Raw genomic sequence first — 18,390 nt, 5'->3', positions numbered from 1 at the left:
CAGTGTTCCTTTTTCAGCGAATAGGGTTGTGAACGGTCACCAATTTGGTGCCGTCGGGAAAGGTGGCCTCGACCTGAACCTCGTGGATCATCTCGGGCACGCCGGTCATGCATTGGTCACGGGTGATCACCTCGGCCCCGGCCTGCATCATGTCGGCCACAGACCTCCCGTCGCGCGCACCTTCGACCACGGCGTCGGTGATCAGGGCGATCGCCTCCGGGTGGTTCAGTTTGACGCCGCGCGCCAGCCGCTTTCGAGCGACCTCGGCGGCCATGGCGACCAGCAGCTTGTCTTTTTCGCGGGGGGTCAGGTTCATGTCAGATCATCCAGCATCGGGGAAGAGTGTCGTTGTTCAGTCGCTGCAGCACCGGCATAAGCGCGCGGCGCAGGGCAAAGCTGTTTTCGGCCAGCATCCGGATCACCAGAAGATCGTTCTGGATCAGAGTTGCGCCGGCGCTGTTGGGCAGCATCCGGCGGACCGGCTCCAGCTGCCCCTCTGCCGTAGCGGAGGCAAAGACGACCAGCGCCATAGCTCCAGCGCCATTGGCGATATGCGGCTTGGCCAGATGGGCGTTTAGATCGCCCGCAAACCGGGTGGTATCGAGAAAGACCGGGATGCCGTCGCGCCGGATCTCGATCCGGTCACGCAGGCGGATATTGGTCAGCGTCTCGCCCATCGCGGCACGACCAAAGACCAGTGGTTCGACCATCAGCGCAGTGGCCTCTGAGGCCAGTTCGATCAGCAGGCGCCGGTCCAAGGCGCTGCCATTGAACAGGATGGTTTCCTGCGGCAGCCAGTTCAGCCGGGCCCTGGCATCGACCTGCAGGTGGTTGGTGATCTGACCGTGGGGGCCGGGCTGGGCCTTGTAGGCGCGCTCGCAGGCTTGGGTCGTCAGGGTCAGGGTTGTGCCCGCGGCGGCGTGCCCGGTGAACCGGAACGAGTCGCCTCCGGTGATCCCGCCCGCAGTGTTCAGCAAAACCGCATCCAGACCGGAGTCGTCAGACCGAGGGAACAGGCACTTGAAAGACCCCGACTGGCGAAACCCGTCCAGAACCGATCTGTCGCCCAATTGCTTGGCACTCAGGCGAATCGCGCCCTTGGCCCGCGGCGGCATCGTGTCCTGCTTGGGCAATATGGAGGCATGTTGAGTAATGGCGCACCTGCGGATTTCAAGCTTCTGCCACTTGTTTCACCGCTGGGGCGTCGGAACTCTATTCCGCGATGCCGCATTTAGGAGATTTTCCGATGTGCGAGATTAATTTTTAGGCGCAGGTCGCGACGGCAGGTCAAAAATTAAGCAGCTGGGGTCAAATTAACGAATTGGCAGCGACCGAAATTTGCCAAGTTTGCCGCAATGCAGAAACCGTATGGGTGCCCACCACGGGGACGAACCCCGAGGGTGTGTGACGGCTGCGCGAATTGGACCTCGGACACAACCGCCACACGGAACGCAACAACAGTTGCGGGGATCAGGTAGAAGAAGATTGCGTCCATGCGCAAGCCTTCTGCCGCGGAACCCGCCAGGAGGATTACATGAAATCTCTCAAAGCCACACTCGCCGGTTCGGCGGTTTTCGCGGCCATGGCCACAGCTGTCCTGTCGGACGAAGACACGATCAAGGTTGGCGTGCTGCATTCACTGTCGGGCACCATGGCGATCTCAGAGACCACGCTGAAAGACACTATGCTGATGCTGATCGACCAGCAGAACGCCAAGGGTGGCCTGCTGGGCAAGCAGCTTGAGGCCGTCGTGGTCGATCCGGCCTCGGATTGGCCCCTGTTCGCCGAAAAAGCGCGCGAGCTGCTGACCGTGCACGAGGTGGACGTGATCTTTGGTAACTGGACCTCGGTCAGCCGGAAATCGGTTCTGCCGGTGATCGAAGAGCTGAATGGCCTGCTGTTCTATCCGGTTCAGTATGAGGGCGAGGAATCTTCGAAGAACGTCTTCTACACAGGTGCCGCGCCGAACCAGCAGGCGATCCCGGCTACTGACTATTTCCTGGATGAGCTGGGAGTCGAGAAATTCGCGCTGCTGGGCACCGACTATGTTTATCCCCGCACCACCAACAACATTCTGGAAAGCTATCTGAAGGGTAAGGGTATCTCGGACGAGGATATCTTCGTCAACTACACGCCCTTTGGTCATTCCGACTGGTCCAAGATCGTGGCGGACGTGGTCGCGCTGGGCGCGGATGGCAAGAAGGTCGGCGTAATCTCGACCATCAACGGTGACGCCAACATTGGCTTCTACAAGGAGCTGGCGGCAGCAGGCGTATCGGCGGATGACATTCCGGTCGTGGCCTTCTCGGTCGGTGAGGAAGAACTGTCCGGTCTGGATACCGCTAACCTCGTTGGTCACCTGGCGGCGTGGAACTACTTCCAGTCGGCGGATACCGAGGCCAACGCGGAATTCGTCGAAACATGGAAAGCCGCCATGGGCGAAGAGCGCGTGACCAACGACCCGATGGAAGCGCACTATATCGGCTTCAACATGTGGGTGAACGCCGCGACCGAGGCTGGCTCGACCGAAGTCGATGCCGTGCGCGCTGCGATGTACGGGCAGGAATTCCCGAACCTGACGGGTGGTACCGCAGTAATGTTGCCGAACCACCATTTGGCCAAGCCGGTTCTGATCGGTGAGATTCAGGAAGATGGTCAGTTCGACATCATCAGCGAAACCGACGTTGTGCCGGGTGATGCCTGGACCGACTTCCTGCCGGAATCGGCAGTGCTGAAATCGGATTGGAAAGATCTGGGCTGCGGTATGTACAACACCGAGACCGAGACCTGCGTTCAGACCCTGTCGAACTACTAATCCTCTCGCAAGGCGGGTGTGACCACTCGCCTTGCCCCAAAGACATTCGGGTTTCACCACATGTTACGACTATTCCTTGCGGGCCTCGCAATCCTGTGCGCCTGCCTGACCGCCAACGCGCAAGAGGGTGGTTTGCAACCGATCCTGCAAGAGCATCAGGAGATCATCGCCAAAAGCTCGCGCAAGACGATCAAGCCGGCGATTGATGCGATTGCCGCCAGTGGCTTGCCGCAGGCGCAAGTGATGCTTGAGACATGGGCCGCCAAGAACATGTGGATGCGCAAGTCGGATGGTCAGTTCTTCGCCGGTCAAAAGGCCGAGGGGCGGTCTTATGAGCTGACCGACTTCGATACCGGCGAGGTTGTAGGTACTTTCGAGAAATCCGACTTGAAACAGATGAAACCCAACAGCGGTATCCGCGCGATGATCGGCACCGCGCTGGTGCAATTCCAGCTGATGGACCCGAACCGCGCGAAGCGCTCAGCAGCGCTACGCTCCATTCAGCGTGACCCCGATGGCGCCTTGCTAGCGCCGTTGCGGGCCTCGATAGAAGGGGAACCCGACGCCGATCTGAAAGCGCAAAAACAACGGCTCGAGCGGCTGCTGACCATCGGTTATGACGAAGATACAGCGGCGCGTGTGGCTGCGATTGAGGAAATGTCTGACGATCTGGGCGTTGATGTTCGCGCGGCGTTGAACCCGCTGGTTGTGACGAAGCGGCAGGTCGCTGCCGAGATTCCAACGGATGCCAATATCGCTGCCATCCTTACCCCTGGTTCGGAATCGCTGGGTGAGGCCGAGGCGTATGACCTCTTGGTTGCCAGCGATCTGGCCGCCCCGCAGGTTTCTTCTGATGCAATTCGCGCTGCGTTGTCGGCCAATATCGATGGCGGACGGGTCGGAGGCATCCCGGTTGCGCAGTTGAACTCCGACACGTCCCGTGCGCAGGCCTATGCGGCACTTGCCGAGGCCGGAGTGGTTCCCGCTCCGGTCACGCAGGCCGATATTGACGCGGCGCTGGGCGCGCATGTGTTCTTTGAAACCTATGTGGAGACCTCTCCCGAAGTAACTGCCGCTGCCGAAAAGGCGCTGGAACAGATCGAGTTGAAGGTGGGGCTAAACCAGACGCTCGACCTGACACTGGATGCGATATCGCTGGCCTCGATCTATTTTCTTGCCGCCATCGGCCTTGCCATCACGTTCGGCGTGATGGGCGTGATCAACATGGCCCATGGTGAGTTCATCATGATGGGTGCCTACACCGGCTACGTGGTGCAGCAGTTCATCCCCGACCATACGCTGTCGATCATCGTCGCCATCCCGATGGCCTTTGCGGTCACCTTCGCCATGGGCGTTGCGATGGAGCGGCTGGTGATCCGCTGGCTTTATGCCCGTCCGCTAGAAACGCTGTTGGCGACCTTTGGTATTTCGATTGCCCTGCAACAATTGGCCAAGAACATCTTTGGCACGCAGGCCCGCCCACTGACCGCGCCCGGTTGGCTGGACGGAGCGTGGGTGCTGAACGACGTGGTCTCGATCAGCTATATCCGCATCGCAATTTTCGTGCTGGCAATGATCTTTCTGGGGCTGTTCCTTTACATCATGAAACGTACCCGGCTGGGGCTTGAGATGCGCGCCGTGACGCAGAACCCGCGCATGGCTGGCTCGATGGGCATCAATCCGGGGCGGGTGAATATGCTGACCTTCGGCCTTGGTTCCGGCATCGCCGGGATTGCCGGCGTCGCGATTGGCTTGTTCGCCAAGGTCACCTCCGATCTGGGCAGCGACTACATCGTGCAAAGCTTCATGACTGTGGTTGTCGGTGGTGTCGGCAACATCTGGGGTGCGTTGGCCGGGGCCGGGATGATCGGCTTCCTGCAAAAGGGGATCGAATGGATGAACCCGTCGAACACCCTCGCAGCCCAGACCTACATGATCATCTTCATCATCATTTTCATCCAGTTCCGGCCACGGGGCATCATCGCCCTCAAAGGCCGCGCGGCGGGGGATTGAGCCATGGAACGCAGCTTTGTCGCCAAGAACCCTTCGGTGCTGGTCTTTCTGGCCATCTTGTCCCTGTTTACCATCGCCGTGACCGTCCTGTCCGAAGGGTTCGGGATCGGTGTGATTTCGACCAGCTTCGTCAAGACGCTGGGCAAGACCCTGTGCCTGTGCCTGATCGCTGTGGCAATGGATTTGGTCTGGGGCTTCACCGGCATCCTGTCACTGGGGCATTTCGCTTTCTTCGGGCTGGGTGGTTACATGATCGGCATGTGGTTGATGTATGAACGCACCCGCCTGATCGTGGTTGAGTCGCTGTCGCAAGCCGACATCCCGCCAACATCTGCTGAGGTCGTGGACGCCATCGGCACACAAATCTTCGGCGTTGTCGGTTCGTCGGAGTTCCCTCTGATCTGGGCCTTCTCGGACAGTCTGTTCCTGCAATTGGCGCTGGTCGTGTTGGTGCCGGGACTGCTGGCGCTGATCTTCGGTTGGCTTGCCTTCCGCAGCCGGGTGACGGGCGTTTACCTCTCGATCCTGACGCAGGCGATGACTTTGGCGCTGGCGCTGTATCTGTTCCAAAATGACAGTGGTCTGCGTGGCAACAACGGTTTGTCCGGCCTGCAAAACCTGCCGGGCGTTACCGCCTCGCAGGACGTGGTGTCGATCTGGTTCCTCTGGGCCTCAGCGCTGGCCTTGGGGCTGGGCTACATGCTGGCGGCGTGGATCGTGTCGGGCAAATTCGGCTCGGTCATTCGCGGCATCCGCGATAACGAGGCGAGGGTGCGGTTCCTTGGTTACTCGGTCGAGGTCTACAAGCTGGCCGTATTCACCCTGACTGCGTGTATCGCGGCCATTGCAGGAGCGCTTTATTACCCGCAGGCGGGCATCATCAACCCCGAGGAAATGGCCCCCATCGCTTCGATCTATCTGGCCGTTTGGGTTGCCATCGGCGGACGGGGCCGTCTGTACGGTGCGGTCATCGGCGCGGCCGTCGTCAGCTTGCTCAGCACGTGGTTTACCGGCGGACAGGCCCCCGACATTCCGCTGGGGTTCTACACGGTCAAATGGGTCGACTGGTGGCAGGTGCTGTTGGGCGTGTCCTTCGTGTTGGTCACGCTGTTCGCCCCGCAAGGGATCGGAGGGCTGTTCGACCTCTGGACCAACCGCCGCGCGCCGCAGCGCCACGGCGCAGCCCTTGGGCCTGATGAAAGCGCATTGCGCGAAAAGGAGGCCACGGAATGAGCACCCTGCTAGAAGTCAGCGGCGTTTCGGTCACCTTCGACGGGTTCCGCGCCATCAACAACCTGTCTTTCCAGATCGGCGACGCCGAGCTGCGCGCCGTGATTGGCCCGAACGGGGCAGGCAAGACCACGTTTATGGATATTGTCACCGGCAAGACCCGACCCGACGAGGGCAGGGTGATCTGGGGTGAGAAATCCGTTTCGCTGCTGCGGATGAGCGAGGCCAAGATCGCGCAGGCGGGTATCGGGCGGAAGTTCCAGAAACCCACCGTGTTCGAAGATCAGACCGTTCAGGAAAACCTGCTGATGGCGCTCAAGAACAAACGTGGCTGGCTGGGGGTTCTGTTCTATCGCCCCTCCGAAGGCGATCTGGAGAAGGTCGAGGAACTGGCCGCTGAAATAGGGCTGAAGGACGAACTGATCCGCAAGTCCGGCGAACTCAGCCACGGGCAGAAGCAATGGCTTGAGATCGGGATGCTGCTGGCACAGGAACCGCGCTTGTTGCTGGTCGACGAACCTGCTGCAGGCATGACCCCGCAGGAGCGTGAACACACCACCGACCTGCTGGTCCAGGCCGCCAAAACCCGCGCCGTTGTGGTCGTCGAACATGACATGGAGTTCGTCCGTCGCCTGAACTGCAAGGTCACTGTGCTGCACGAAGGCGCGGTTCTGGCCGAGGGCTCGCTGGACCATGTGACATCAAATCAGGACGTCATCGACGTCTATCTGGGGCGCTGAGCGATGCTGACACTGAACGATCTGACCCTGCACTACGGGCATTCGCAAATCCTCTACGGTATCTCGATGGAGGCCGCGCAGGGCGAGGTGACCTGCGTGATGGGCACCAATGGCGTCGGCAAAACCAGCCTGATCAAGGCGATTTCCGGAACCCATCCGCGCTCGGGCGGTGAGGTGGTGTTGAACGGTGAGGAACTGGGCATCCTGCCCGCGCATAAGATGGCGTGGAAAGGGGTGGCCTATGTTCCGCAGGGGCGTGAGATTTTCCCGCTGCTGACTGTTCGCGAGAACCTCGAAACCGGGTTTGCCTGTCTGCCTGACAACGAGCACTTCATCCCGGATGAGGTTTTCGAACTGTTCCCGGTGCTCAAGAAAATGCAGAATCGGCGTGGTGGTGACCTGTCCGGAGGGCAACAACAACAGCTGGCCATCGCGCGCGCGCTGATCACCAAACCACGCCTGCTGCTGCTGGATGAGCCGACCGAAGGCATTCAGCCCAACATCATCCAGCAGATCGGAGAGGTGATCCGCCATCTGCGAACGCAGGGCGACATGGCCATTGTTCTGGTCGAGCAGTATTTTGATTTCGCCTATGATCTGGCCGACCGGTTCGTCGTCTTGCGCCGTGGAGAGATCCTGATGTCAGGTCGCAAGGCAGACCTTTCACGTGATCAGGTTCTGCAGGGCGTCACGGTCTAAAGCTCTGCGCACAGGGTAAAGAAAGCCCAATCGAAACCACTGTGATGAGCGGCCTTTTGGGCTGTTCTCAGGGTTGGGCGCGCGCCGCAGGTAAGGCGGTGTAACGCTTTCGGACAGGGTACATCTGCCCTTGTTGCGGCAACGGCGGAGTGGTGCCTAAACGGCCGTTTTCTTGCGGGGCAGGTTGTTGCCGGGAAATATTCTGTTCAATACCCGATCCGAGGCGCAAAAAAGTAAAAAATAATCGCGTAATTTCAACGGTTTTTAGCCGCCTACGGGAAACCCCCAATATCAGTCTATAGGGCAATTCGTTAACTGTAACTTATTGGACGGAGCATTTCGGACAATACCACTTTTCCCCTGTGAGGGGCTGGCTACTTACCCCCTCGGCCGGCCCCTCAGCAAACCGCTGCGATCTGTCCCAATCCCCCTTAATTTGTCGTCAGACGTCTTCTTCCAACGATTGCAGCACTTGTGTGACCAACGTCGGAAGCTCTGACGAATCCCCATAGCTGGCGGTGTGCGGAATCTCGGCTACGGGTGATTTGCGATATCCTTCGGTGAACAGAAGAAACGGCACTTGGGCACGATGGGCCGTTTCGGCGTCGACTTCGCTGTCGCCCACAAACAGGTGCGGACCGGCGGGGGTGACGGCGGCAAAACTGGCCTCAAGATGGGCCGGGTCCGGTTTGCGGGTGTGCAGGCTGTCGCCCCCCAGAACGGCATCGAAATGATGTGCCAGGTTCATGGCTTCCAACACATGACGAGCCGGGGCCTCGGGCTTGTTAGTGCAGACACCCAGCACGCAGCCCATATCGCGCAACTGCTCCAGCGCCTTTACCACGCCGGGATAGACGACGGTTTTGTCGCTGGCGCCAGCGTTGTAATGCGCCAGAGTCTGTCGGGTCAGGTCGGTATGACGATCCATCGGCAGGTCACAATGCAGGATCACGCGTTCGACCAGCTTGGGCAGGCCGTTGCCCACGAACTGTTGGATTTGCTCCTGTGGAAGGGGCGCGACAGCGTTGTCCTGCAACATCCTATTGGTGGCTGCGGCAAGGTCCGCAAGGCTGTCCACCAGCGTCCCGTCCAGATCGAACATGATTGTCGCGCTCATCGGTTACCTCGTCTGCCCAAAATCCCTCACACGACTTATCCCGCCTGATTTTTTGGCGCAATCGCATTGGTTTGAAGATTTTGTAAGAACCGGGTTGACATACCTGACTAAATTAATCAGCTTAACGACAAGTGAGCAGCCAACCCCATTTCGGGTCAGCCAGATCAAGAAAAACGCGAACAGATCAAGGCATTTCGCCTGAGACCACTTGGAGTTGTCCTGATGAATATGCAGACCCCGAATCCCAGCCAATCTTACGCTGTTTCCATGCTGCCTGCCCACAAGGCCGAAGACCTGACCAAGGGTGGAAATCTAGCCCATATCGAGTTGGGCGACCAGCTGTACACCCTGCGCATCACCCGCGCCGGCAAGCTGATCCTGACCAAATGAGCGCGCCTTCCCCGCGGGGCGGGGCGGCCGTTGGTCGCCTTGCTGACCTGAGCCCTGTCGAGGCCGGTGCCGTGATGTATCTGCGGCTCTGGGGCGATGGCGCGCAGGGGCGCTCGGACGCTGCCAGTGATTTTCAAATCGCGTTGGGCGCAGAAAGCGGGCGTGCCGCGATGATGACACTGGACCAGTTGTGTTCGCTATGCGCGCATCACGGGCGCCGTCCGCTGATCCGCCACGGCTTGGGGTGTTCCTGTTTGGGCGCAGATGAGAACTGCTTTGCGCAGATGATCGCTGCGGCCTCGGAAGGGGACCGCGAAGACGCGATGATGATGGCATCCCTGATTGTGCGGGCGGACTTCGCCCCTGCGTTGGCTTCATTGTCCGAGGAACTTGGACTGGCACTGCGCCGTATGACAGCGCTTGTTCCAATGCCTACGACCGGGCACCAACCCCCCGCAGCCATGCTGCATTAAGCAGCGGGCAAGCGTGAAACCCCGGCCGCCCTCGCGCCGGGGTTTTTTTGTGTCAGCAGCACCCGCACCCGGCGTGGTGATGGTCATGATCGCAGGCCGGGGCAGGGGCATAGTCGCCCACCTCAGACAGCACTTCCCGCAGCGCCCAGAGGATCATGTCCACGTCCTCGGCCTCGATGGTCAGGGGCGGGCGGATTTTCAGGATGTTGTCCTTTGGACCTTCGCTGCCGATCAGGATGCGGTGGTCGCGCATCCGGTTCTTGACGTACTTGCAGATCTCGGTGCCCTCGGACCCGTCGGGGTTGATCAATTCGACGCCCAGAAACAGGCCCATGCCCCGCACGTCCCCGACGCAGCCGCAATCAGCCTCGATCCGGCGCAGGCCGTCCATCAGGCGCGCGCCCATATTGCGGGCGTTGTCCTGCAGGCCCTCGTCGTCGACGATATCCAGCACCTCTTTGCCGATCCGGCAGGACAGGGTCGAACCGCCGAAGGTCGAGAAGAACTCGATCCCGTTGTCAAAGCTGCGAGCGATTTCCTTGGTCGTGACCAGTACGCCCAGCGGGTGACCATTGCCGATGGGTTTGCCCATGACCACGATATCCGGCAGCGCGCCCTGATGTTCGAAGCCGAAATAGTATTCACCCAGCCGTCCCAGCCCGGTCTGCACCTCGTCGGCGATGCAGACGCCACCGGCGGCGCGGATTTTCTCATATACCGCGGGTAGGTAGCCCTTGGGCGGGATGATCTGACCGCCGACCGAGGGGAAGGTTTCGGCGATGAAACCGGCCACGCCCTGTCCCTTGTCCTGCAGGGCGGCAATCGCCGGGTCCACGAGGTCAGCGTATTTCTGGGCGCGGTCGGGATCGTCGCGTTTGAACGATCCGCGATAGTCGTCCGCTACCTCGACCAGTTCGACCCAATCGGCCTGACCGATCCCGCCCGGCTTGTTGAACTTATAGGCCGAGATCGCAACGGCCGCGTTGGTGTTGCCGTGATAGCCGTGGTTCGGCGTCACGATCCCCTTGGCCCCGGTATGCGCGCGCGCCAGCCGCAGGGCCAGTTCGTTCGCCTCGGTACCCGAATTGACGAAGAAACAGACCTCGAAATGATCCGGCAGCTTGGACAGAACCTTGTCGGCAAAGGCGGTCTGGGCCGGGTGCAGATAGCGGGTGTTCGAGTTCATCCGCTTCAACTGATCCGCTGCGACGGCCTGAATACGCGGATGTGCGTGGCCCACATGGGGGACGTTGTTATAAGCGTCCAGATAGGGGCGACCCCATTCGTCGAACAGGTGGTGCTTCCATCCGCGCACCAACATCACCGGATCGTCGTAGGTCAGGCTGAGATTGCCACCGAAATGATCGTGCCGCCCCTGCAGGATCGCCTGCTTGTCGGTGGGGTGGTAGAACACCTTGTCGTCGGGCAGGTTCAGCAACGCCGCCGGGTTGGGGCAGACGGCGTGCCACAGCTCCATCTCGTCCGGGTCGCCCACGCCGGGCCAGTCGTTTTGCATCCCGTCCGTGGTCAGGGCCAGTTGGAAATGCACGTGCGGGGCCCAGCCACCGTTCTGGCTGGCGTCTCCCAGCCGCGCAAAGGCAGCGCCCTGCGCCACCGGATCTCCCGGTTTCAACCGGTCACAAACCTCGGGGTCCAGATGGCCGTAGAGCGTATAGAACGGATCACCCTCGGGCGTTTCGTGGTGCAGGATCACCACACCGCCATAGTCCAGATGCGAGTCTCGGTTCTCGACCGCTTCAACCCGGCCACTCATCGGCGCATGCAGTACGGTGCCCGCAGGCGCAAAAACGTCCACCGCCAGGTGCACGGTCCGCCGGTCCGAGGCCTTCCACGGTCCCTTGCGGAACCCGGGTTCGGCATAAATCAGGCGGGGTTCGTTGTAATAGCCCAGCCACAGGCCCTCGCCGAATTCCTCACCCACGCGGACGGCCTCTTCCAGCGGCATGTGAAACGGGTTCTGCGGCCAGGTAGAGTTTTCAACCGACAGCGAGCCCATAGGCACGTCGCTCAGGTCTTGCTCGAACATCTGGGCAAACTGACCGCGATGCTCGGAGAGGTAAGCGTGGATACGCTCGGCCCCATTCGTGACTGGCAGGCTGCAGGCGGTGCGCAGCCGGGCCGACATCAGGCCGCCATTCACGTCTGTATTCTCAAGGAACCGCCAGGCCGGGGCCTGACTGATGGTCACGTAAGGATCATCCGGATTTTCAGCCGCCATCAGGGTCGAGTTCACGACGGACACAGCCAACCGCATCCGCAGCAGCGGCCAGATCAGATCGACCTCATCCGCGCGCAACCGGTTGGCCGCGTGGTATCCGCGTACCAACGCCGCCAAGGCGCGCTCGGGTTTGGGGTGGTCCAGAACGATATACGCCCCCGCAATCGCCAGATCGCAAATACGCGGGGCCGCGCACATGTCGCCCAGATCGATCAGGCCCGAGATGCTCTGGCGTTGCCCCAACTCACCTTCGACCAGAATGTTGTAATCGTTGGCATCGTTGTGGATGGCCTGCTTCGGCAAGCCCGCCAGTTGCCCGGAAATCGCGTCGAATGCGCCGCAAATCCCTGACAGCAACGCGCGGCGTTCGGAATTAGCAATCGCATCCAATTGATCGGCGATCCAGCCCGCCTGCGTCAGATCCCATTTGAAATCCGTCCGGTGCAAACCGTCATGCGAAAACCGTTCCAGCGCCTTGTCGGTTGCCCCCAGAACGCGGCCCAGCTTCAGGATCAGCTCTTCGGACTTGGGTGCCGTTTTGGCATAGCATTGCCCTGGCAAGCATTCGAGTAACCAAGCCAGCCGCATCTCTCCTTGCTTATCAGCAATCTCGGGCAGCAGCGTTCCATTCAGGTCCGGAAACACCTGAGGGAAGGGCAGACCCGGTGCCTCGCTTGCGATATGGGCCAGCGCCTTGACTTGCAGGTCCACGAATTTGGCCTCGCAACCTGCGCGCATGACCTTCAGTACGTAGTCCTGACCGTTGGTGGCCCGGACCATAAAATTCAGGTCATATTCACCGTCCAAACGCTCCAACTTGGCGTCCAGTCCCCAATGCGTGCGCAGGGCGTCCGCCCAGAATTCCGTCATGTCGCTCATCCGATTCCCTGTCCTTCGATCACCGGGGTCCCCTTCATCTGGCTAGAAAAATCCTCGGGGTGGTGAATTGGCCCTGGAGGCCAAGAGGGGGGCAGACAGCCCCCTTGTTCCGTTAGTCCAGCGCGCGCAACCGCTTGATCAGCGCTGATGTGTCCCACCGACCGCCGCCCAGTTTTTGCACATCCTTGTAGAACTGATCGACCAACGCCGTCAGCGGCAGCGAGGTGCCATTGTCATTGGCCTCATCCAAACAGATCGCCAGATCCTTGCGCATCCAGTCCACCGCAAAGCCATAGTCGAAATGATCGTCCAGCATCGTTTCATGCCGGTTCACCATCTGCCAGCTTCCTGCCGCACCCTGGCTTATCACCTCAACAACCGATCGGCCGTCCAGCCCGGCTTTTTCCGCGAAATGCAGCGCCTCACTCAGACCTTGCACCACCCCGGCAATGGCGATCTGGTTGCTCATCTTGGTCAATTGCCCGGCGCCGCTGTCGCCAATCCGGCGGCAGATTTTGGAATAGACCTGCATGATCGGCTCGGCCGCATCATAGGCTGCCTGATCACCGCCACACATGATTGACAGAACTCCGTTTTCTGCCCCGGCCTGACCGCCCGAGATGGGCGCGTCGACAAACGCGATCCCTTTGGCCTTGGCGAGGTCATACAGCTCATGGGTCACCTTCGCCGAAACCGTGGTGTGATCGACAAAAATTGCACCCTCGGACATGCCGTAAAAGACACCAGCCTCCCCGGTGCAGATGTTGCGCAGGTCGTCGTCATTGCCAACGCAGGCAAAGACAATCTCGGCGCCCTTGGCGGCGTCTTCTGGCGTCTTGCCCATCGCGCCGCCATGTTCGGCAACCCAGGCCTCGGCCTTGGTGGTGGTGCGGTTGAAAACGGTTACCTCATGACCCGCCGCCTGCAGGTGGCCTGCCATTGGATAGCCCATGACGCCCAGGCCCAGAAACGCAACTTTTGCCATTTGGTGATCCTCTCTGCTGTCCGGTCCCATTTCGTTCAGCAGGCCGGAGTGTTGGGCAGAGACAAAGCAAAGCCGCGCGCAAAGAGCAACCCCGCGTCAGGGCTTGCCGCCCAAATCCTGTAGGATCGGACAATCTGGGCGGTCATCCCCGGCGCAGGCATCGATCAGATGGCCCAGCGTGTCGCGCATCGCGTTGAGGTCGGCGATCTTGGCCTCGATTTGCACCAGGTGCGCCCGCGCGACCTTTTTGACATCGGCGCTTGCGCGGGTTTCATCCTCGTACAGAGCCATCAGGGTGCGGCAATCCTCGATCGTGAACCCCAGGGCGCGGGCGCGGCCCAGAAAGTTCAGCTTGTGCACGTCCTGTGCCCGAAACCGGCGATAGCCGTTGTCGTCGCGCATTGGTTTGATCAGGCCGATATCCTCGTAATACCGAATCGTCTTGGCGGGCAGGCCGGTCTGGGTTGCAACGTCTCCGATATTCATGGTGTGACCTCATGGGTTTCGTGGCCATGCTGTGTTTCTGGCAAGCTGGCCCGCACGCGGCGCAGGCGCAGCGCGTTCGACACCACAAAGACGCTGGACAAGGCCATCGCACCGGCGGCGAGGGCCGGGGACAGAAGGTGCCCGCTGAACGGATACAGCGCTCCGGCAGCCACCGGGATCAGCAGGATGTTATAGCCAAAGGCCCAGCCGAGGTTCTGGCGGATGTTGCGCATGGTGCGGCGGCTGATCTCAACCGCATTCGCCACACCGCGCAGGTCACCGGACATCAGCACCACATCCGCAGTTTCGATGGCCACGTCGGTTCCGGTTCCAATTGCCACACCGATATCGGCCGCCGCCAGCGCCGGGGCGTCGTTGATGCCGTCGCCGACAAAGGCCAGCGCGCCGAATTTTTCGCGCAACGCGGTGATTGCGGCCAGCTTGCCATCCGGCAAAACTTCGGCCGTGACATGGTCGATACCCAGCCGGTCGGTCAGAGCCTGCGCGGTGCGGGCGTTGTCTCCGGTAACCATCGCCAGCGTCAGGCCCATTGCGTGCAACCGCTCCAGCGCCTGCCGTGTGCCAGGTTTGATCGGGTCCGAGACCGCAAGAAGTGCGGCAGCCTGACCGTCAATGGCGGCGAACAGCGGCGTGGCCCCTTCGTTGGCGCGCTGGTCGGCCTCGGCGGTCAGGTCGGACAGGTCGACCCCGTGTTGAGCCATCAGGCGGGGTGAGCCGATCAGGATGTCACGCCCTTCGACCGTTGCCTGAACGCCCAGCCCGGTCAAAGATTGAAACTCTGACGGCGATGGCAGATTCGCCGGTCCTGCGCGGGTGATCGCTGTGGCGATCGGGTGTTCGGATTGCGCTTCAACCGCTGCGGCCAGCCGCAGAACAGTGTCACGGTCAAAGCCGTTTGTGACGGTGATGCCTTCCAATTCGGGCCGGCCCAATGTCAGCGTTCCGGTCTTGTCCAGCGCGATCACCTTGGCCTGTTGCAATTGCTGCAATGCGTCGCCTTTGCGGAACAACACGCCCAACTCGGCCGCGCGCCCGGTGCCCACCATGATCGAGGTCGGCGTTGCCAGGCCCATGGCGCAGGGGCAGGCGATGATCAGGACGGAAACTCCGGTGACCAGCGCCATCGGCAGGGCGGGCGCGGGTCCAAAGATCAGCCAGACCGCGATGGTCAGCAAGGCCACGGCAATGACCACCGGCACGAACCAGGCGGTGATCCGGTCGACCAGCCCCTGAATCGGCAGTTTGGCCCCTTGTGCCTGCTCGACCATGTGGATGACCTGCGCCAGAACGGTGTCAGCTCCGACCCGCGTGGCGCGTACCCTCAATGCTCCGGTGCCGTTAACCGTTCCGCCCACGACTTGATCTGACGGCGCTTTGCCGACAGGCACGGGCTCGCCGGTGATCATGCTTTCATCGACGTATGAGGTGCCTTCAAGCACGTCTCCATCCACCGGGACTCGCTCGCCGGGGCGGATTTGAAGGATATTTCCGACTGTGATGTCGGCAATCGGGCGGTCTATGTAGGTTCCGTCCATCTCGACCCGTGCGGTTTTGGGCTGCAGCCCCACCAGCTTACGGATCGCGGCGCCGGTGCGGCCCTTGGCGCGTGCCTCCATCACCCGACCCAACAGGATCAGAACTACGATGACCGAGGCGGCCTCGAAATAAACATTGGCGCTGCCTTTCGGCAGAATCTGCGGCGCAAAGGTTGCGGTGACAGAAAACAGATAGGCCGCGCCCGTGCCCAAAGCGACCAGAGCGTTCATGTCCGGTGATCCGCGCAGCAGCGAGGGGATGCCCTTGGCATAGAAAACTCGCCCCGGCCCCAGCAACAGCACCGTAGTCAGCGCGAATTGGATCAGGTGACTGGTTTGCGTGCCGATGGTCGCCTGTACCCAATGGTGAAAGGCCGGGATCATATGACCGCCCATTTCGAGCACGAATACAGGCAAAGCCAGAACAGCGGCAAAAACTGTCGCTTTGGTCAACGCGTGGGCTTTTTCGGTTTTAGCCTGGTCGGTCGGTGAGGCGGCATTGTCCGCCACACGTGCCGGGTAACCAGCATCCTCGGACCGTTTCGCCAGCGCCTGCGGATCGGTAGCACCGTCAATATAGGAGACCGTGGCGCTTTCCGTGGCCAGATTGACCTGCGCCTCGACCACAGCGGGATCGGCGGTCAGGGCGCGCTCGATCCGGGACACACAGGAGGCGCAGTTCATGCCGCCGATCTTCAGCGTCGTTTCCCGTGTCGCTGCCGGGTAACCGGCGCGGTTCAGCGCTTCGGTCAGCGCGCCGATCTGGCCGTCATAGGTAACCTGCGCGGTTTCGGTTGCAAAATTGACCGAGGCCTCCGACACCCCCGGCACGTCGTGCAGCGCGGTTTCCACCCGCCCCACGCAAGACGCGCATCCCATGCCCGAGATTTTCAGCTGAATTGTCTGCGGCGTAGCCATTCGACTCATCCTGTAGAGAACTTCTCCCTCCAGATGGGGGTTCCAGTCACGGGAAGGTCAAGGGGTCACGACAGATTTCTGCTCAATTTCTCAGTGCGTTTGTCAGCGGTCCAATAGCTGATCCAACAACAGGGAATCGTACATCACGGGCGGAGAGCTGCGGACAGATTGCGGCGAGGCGAAAAAGGCCAGCGTCAGCCCCGTCACCATCAGCAGAGCGCCAACCAGACAAAGGCTGGCAATGTTCAGCGCGGATCGCAGCATGGGGTGCTCCTTGCGTCTGTTGTGACCTGTCCGGTCAGGGGATCAGGACCGTTGGGTCAGTAGCTGTTTCAGTTTTTCGTTCTCGGCCTGGAGCTGCGCCAATTGCTGCCCTAGCGCGTTCAGATGCGGGCGCAGTTCGGCCTCGGTAAAGCGCGGGGTGATGTGGCGCGGGCAGTTCCAGTCCAGCGCCTCTACCCGGATGAGGGCGGCGCGTTCGGCGGGGGCTTCGGCGCCTTCAGGGTACAGGCTGGCAGCTGCGGTCTCGCCCTCGGTGAAGGTGACCCGACCCAGTATCTTGAGGCGCCGCTGGTTGGCATAATCCATCAGGATCAGTGCGATGCGGTCGTTCCCGTCCAGATTCCCGCGCGAGATATACTGTTTGTTGCCGGAAAAATCGGCGTATCCGATGGTTTGCGGGTCCAATACCTTCAGGAACCCGACCTGCCCGCCACGGTATTGGACATAGGGCCAGCCGGTTTCGGAGACGGTGGATTGGTAAAACCCGTCGCGTGCCTGGATGAATGCCTTTTCGGCCGGACCGATCTGATGCCCCTGCTGCGGACCGTCTTCGATGAACTTGGAGTAGGTCCTGGCCGAACCCATTCTTTCCTGATGTACCCGAACGGCGGGGGTAAAGGTCAGTTCGGAAAAGGCGCGTGGCATGGCTTGTCCTTTCGAGGCCCTTGGGCCGGTCTTTCACGTCAATGCGGCGGCTATCAGCGCGAGGGTCAAAAGAACGGGGACGTACTGAGGGGAGAAAAGGCTGGCATGGCGTCTCATCTGATCGCTCCAAGGTTAACAGATCGGTACATCTTGCGATCAATGTGTACTGATCGGTAAACTTTTGCAAGTCTTATTTTGAAATCTCGTCCGGGCTCTCTCGGATATTGAGATTTCGGCGATCGTCTATTATGTACTGATCTGTACACTCAGGAGCCCGTGAATGCGCCCAAACAAACGTGACGAACTGGTCCGCAAAGCCTTGCAGGTCTTTTACCGTGATGGCTTTCACGCCACCGGGATGGACAAGCTGGTGGTTGAAACGGGTGTTTCCAAAACCTCGATGTACAAGCATTTCCGCACCAAAGAGGATCTGATCCTGGCCGCGCTGCAGTTGCGGGACGAGAGTTTCCGCAAGGATTTCCTGCACCGTATCAGCGAGTTGTCGGACACCCCGGCGGGTCAATTGGTCGCCAGTTTCGACGCGCTGGGCGAGTGGTTCAGTGAAGAAGACTATCGCGGCTGCATGTTTATCAAGGCCGGGGCGGAATATCAGGAAGAGGACCACCCGATCCATAAGCAGTCGGCGGAACACAAACAGATCATGCTGGATCATTTTACGGATCTGGCCCGTCAGGCCGGTGTGCGTGATCCGGAACATCTGGCCTGTCAGATCGTGCTGTTGCAGGAAGGCGCGATTGTCTCGGCGGTGTTTCTGAAATCCTGCGATCCGGCGCAGGATGCCAAATCGGCGGCGCAGATTCTGCTGGAAAACGCTCTGACGTAAACGAGGCCTGATCATCAAAACGACGTTGCGTTGCGATGCCTCTCGATGGATTGGAATGCGAAACCTCCAAAGCTAGGCT

At 60.6% G+C, this 18,390-nt stretch carries 17 protein-coding genes; 8 read left to right on the top strand and 9 right to left on the bottom strand.

Annotated elements, in window-relative coordinates; translation table 11 throughout:
• Positions 1 to 13: 13 nt before the first annotated feature.
• The gene (locus GOX63_RS21130; protein WP_170328609.1) at positions 14 to 316 is read right to left on the bottom strand and encodes an urease subunit gamma; all 303 of its coding nucleotides are present in this window, start codon (positions 314 to 316) and stop codon (positions 14 to 16) included.
• Position 317: 1 nt separating this feature from the next.
• Positions 318 to 1,115 (bottom strand): urease accessory protein UreD, encoded by a 798-nt coding sequence (locus GOX63_RS21125; protein ID WP_170328608.1) that lies wholly within the window; start codon positions 1,113 to 1,115, stop codon positions 318 to 320.
• Between the two features lie 419 nt (positions 1,116 to 1,534).
• Between GOX63_RS21125 and urtA the strand changes: the two genes are divergently transcribed.
• The 5 genes from urtA to urtE are packed head-to-tail and all read left to right on the top strand — an operon-like array spanning position 1,535 to position 7,497.
• On the top strand, positions 1,535 to 2,815 hold the full coding sequence (gene urtA / locus GOX63_RS21120) for an urea ABC transporter substrate-binding protein (protein WP_170328607.1): 1,281 nt from the start codon (positions 1,535 to 1,537) through the stop codon (positions 2,813 to 2,815).
• 60 nt (positions 2,816 to 2,875) lie between these two features.
• Positions 2,876 to 4,828, top strand: a complete 1,953-nt coding sequence (gene urtB, locus GOX63_RS21115; RefSeq protein ID WP_170547119.1) for an urea ABC transporter permease subunit UrtB — start codon at positions 2,876 to 2,878, stop codon at positions 4,826 to 4,828.
• A gap of 3 nt (positions 4,829 to 4,831) precedes the next feature.
• Entirely contained in the window at positions 4,832 to 6,061 is a 1,230-nt protein-coding gene (gene urtC, locus GOX63_RS21110; protein ID WP_170328606.1) for an urea ABC transporter permease subunit UrtC, read from the top strand.
• Positions 6,058 to 6,798, top strand: coding sequence for an urea ABC transporter ATP-binding protein UrtD (urtD, locus tag GOX63_RS21105; protein WP_170547116.1), 741 nt, complete (start codon positions 6,058 to 6,060; stop codon positions 6,796 to 6,798). The genes urtC and urtD overlap by 4 nt, the downstream gene beginning before the upstream one ends.
• A 3-nt stretch (positions 6,799 to 6,801) precedes the next feature.
• On the top strand, positions 6,802 to 7,497 hold the full coding sequence (gene urtE / locus GOX63_RS21100; RefSeq protein ID WP_170547113.1) for an urea ABC transporter ATP-binding subunit UrtE: 696 nt from the start codon (positions 6,802 to 6,804) through the stop codon (positions 7,495 to 7,497).
• A 442-nt stretch (positions 7,498 to 7,939) separates the two neighbouring features.
• On the opposite strand, the gene gph is transcribed toward urtE, so the two are convergent.
• Positions 7,940 to 8,614, bottom strand: coding sequence for a phosphoglycolate phosphatase (gene gph, locus GOX63_RS21095; protein WP_170547111.1), 675 nt, complete (start codon positions 8,612 to 8,614; stop codon positions 7,940 to 7,942).
• A 222-nt stretch (positions 8,615 to 8,836) separates the two neighbouring features.
• On the opposite strand from gph, the gene hemP reads away from it, so the two are divergent.
• The gene (gene hemP, locus GOX63_RS21090; protein WP_170328602.1) at positions 8,837 to 9,004 is read left to right on the top strand and encodes a hemin uptake protein HemP; all 168 of its coding nucleotides are present in this window, start codon (positions 8,837 to 8,839) and stop codon (positions 9,002 to 9,004) included.
• Positions 9,001 to 9,477, top strand: a complete 477-nt coding sequence (locus GOX63_RS21085) for a hypothetical protein (RefSeq protein WP_170328601.1) — start codon at positions 9,001 to 9,003, stop codon at positions 9,475 to 9,477. The genes hemP and GOX63_RS21085 overlap by 4 nt, the downstream gene beginning before the upstream one ends.
• Positions 9,478 to 9,529: 52 nt before the next feature.
• Here the strand turns inward: GOX63_RS21085 and GOX63_RS21080 are convergent, their stop codons facing one another.
• The 6 genes from GOX63_RS21080 to GOX63_RS21055 all read right to left on the bottom strand — a co-directional run bounded on the left by GOX63_RS21080 (position 9,530) and on the right by GOX63_RS21055 (position 17,467).
• A complete protein-coding gene (locus GOX63_RS21080) occupies positions 9,530 to 12,595 on the bottom strand; it encodes an aminotransferase class III-fold pyridoxal phosphate-dependent enzyme (protein WP_170328600.1) in 3,066 nt (1,021 codons plus the stop codon).
• Between the two features lie 112 nt (positions 12,596 to 12,707).
• On the bottom strand, positions 12,708 to 13,580 hold the full coding sequence (locus tag GOX63_RS21075) for an NAD(P)-dependent oxidoreductase (RefSeq protein ID WP_170328599.1): 873 nt from the start codon (positions 13,578 to 13,580) through the stop codon (positions 12,708 to 12,710).
• 96 nt (positions 13,581 to 13,676) lie between these two features.
• Positions 13,677 to 14,066: a Cu(I)-responsive transcriptional regulator gene (cueR, locus tag GOX63_RS21070; RefSeq protein ID WP_170328598.1), complete on the bottom strand. Its 390-nt coding sequence runs from the start codon at positions 14,064 to 14,066 to the stop codon at positions 13,677 to 13,679.
• On the bottom strand, positions 14,063 to 16,540 hold the full coding sequence (locus GOX63_RS21065; RefSeq protein ID WP_170547108.1) for a heavy metal translocating P-type ATPase: 2,478 nt from the start codon (positions 16,538 to 16,540) through the stop codon (positions 14,063 to 14,065). The genes cueR and GOX63_RS21065 overlap by 4 nt, the downstream gene beginning before the upstream one ends.
• Before the next feature lie 102 nt (positions 16,541 to 16,642).
• Complete coding sequence (locus GOX63_RS21060) at positions 16,643 to 16,804, bottom strand: hypothetical protein (RefSeq protein ID WP_170547105.1); 162 nt, start codon at positions 16,802 to 16,804, stop codon at positions 16,643 to 16,645.
• Positions 16,805 to 16,846: 42 nt separating this feature from the next.
• Positions 16,847 to 17,467, bottom strand: coding sequence for a pyridoxamine 5'-phosphate oxidase family protein (locus GOX63_RS21055; RefSeq protein ID WP_170547102.1), 621 nt, complete (start codon positions 17,465 to 17,467; stop codon positions 16,847 to 16,849).
• A 280-nt stretch (positions 17,468 to 17,747) separates the two neighbouring features.
• On the opposite strand from GOX63_RS21055, the gene GOX63_RS21050 reads away from it, so the two are divergent.
• On the top strand, positions 17,748 to 18,311 hold the full coding sequence (locus GOX63_RS21050; protein WP_170547099.1) for a TetR/AcrR family transcriptional regulator: 564 nt from the start codon (positions 17,748 to 17,750) through the stop codon (positions 18,309 to 18,311).
• The last annotated feature ends 79 nt before the right edge of the window (positions 18,312 to 18,390 follow it).

The organism is Ruegeria arenilitoris (assembly GCF_013031355.1).
GTDB lineage: Bacteria > Pseudomonadota > Alphaproteobacteria > Rhodobacterales > Rhodobacteraceae > Ruegeria > Ruegeria arenilitoris_C.
This window is presented reverse-complemented; position numbering and strand designations above follow the sequence as displayed.

What these genes read in the sequence shown, in the direction of transcription:
- GOX63_RS21130 (WP_170328609.1), bottom strand. Translation starts at nt 316, where the DNA reads ATGAACCTGACCCCCCGCGAAAAAGACAAGCTGCTGGTCGCCATGGCC.
- GOX63_RS21125 (WP_170328608.1), bottom strand. Translation starts at nt 1,115, where the DNA reads ATGCCGCCGCGGGCCAAGGGCGCGATTCGCCTGAGTGCCAAGCAATTG.
- urtA (WP_170328607.1), top strand. Translation starts at nt 1,535, where the DNA reads ATGAAATCTCTCAAAGCCACACTCGCCGGTTCGGCGGTTTTCGCGGCC.
- urtB (WP_170547119.1), top strand. Translation starts at nt 2,876, where the DNA reads ATGTTACGACTATTCCTTGCGGGCCTCGCAATCCTGTGCGCCTGCCTG.
- urtC (WP_170328606.1), top strand. Translation starts at nt 4,832, where the DNA reads ATGGAACGCAGCTTTGTCGCCAAGAACCCTTCGGTGCTGGTCTTTCTG.
- urtD (WP_170547116.1), top strand. Translation starts at nt 6,058, where the DNA reads ATGAGCACCCTGCTAGAAGTCAGCGGCGTTTCGGTCACCTTCGACGGG.
- urtE (WP_170547113.1), top strand. Translation starts at nt 6,802, where the DNA reads ATGCTGACACTGAACGATCTGACCCTGCACTACGGGCATTCGCAAATC.
- gph (WP_170547111.1), bottom strand. Translation starts at nt 8,614, where the DNA reads ATGAGCGCGACAATCATGTTCGATCTGGACGGGACGCTGGTGGACAGC.
- hemP (WP_170328602.1), top strand. Translation starts at nt 8,837, where the DNA reads ATGAATATGCAGACCCCGAATCCCAGCCAATCTTACGCTGTTTCCATG.
- GOX63_RS21085 (WP_170328601.1), top strand. Translation starts at nt 9,001, where the DNA reads ATGAGCGCGCCTTCCCCGCGGGGCGGGGCGGCCGTTGGTCGCCTTGCT.
- GOX63_RS21080 (WP_170328600.1), bottom strand. Translation starts at nt 12,595, where the DNA reads ATGAGCGACATGACGGAATTCTGGGCGGACGCCCTGCGCACGCATTGG.
- GOX63_RS21075 (WP_170328599.1), bottom strand. Translation starts at nt 13,580, where the DNA reads ATGGCAAAAGTTGCGTTTCTGGGCCTGGGCGTCATGGGCTATCCAATG.
- cueR (WP_170328598.1), bottom strand. Translation starts at nt 14,066, where the DNA reads ATGAATATCGGAGACGTTGCAACCCAGACCGGCCTGCCCGCCAAGACG.
- GOX63_RS21065 (WP_170547108.1), bottom strand. Translation starts at nt 16,540, where the DNA reads ATGGCTACGCCGCAGACAATTCAGCTGAAAATCTCGGGCATGGGATGC.
- GOX63_RS21060 (WP_170547105.1), bottom strand. Translation starts at nt 16,804, where the DNA reads ATGCTGCGATCCGCGCTGAACATTGCCAGCCTTTGTCTGGTTGGCGCT.
- GOX63_RS21055 (WP_170547102.1), bottom strand. Translation starts at nt 17,467, where the DNA reads ATGCCACGCGCCTTTTCCGAACTGACCTTTACCCCCGCCGTTCGGGTA.
- GOX63_RS21050 (WP_170547099.1), top strand. Translation starts at nt 17,748, where the DNA reads ATGCGCCCAAACAAACGTGACGAACTGGTCCGCAAAGCCTTGCAGGTC.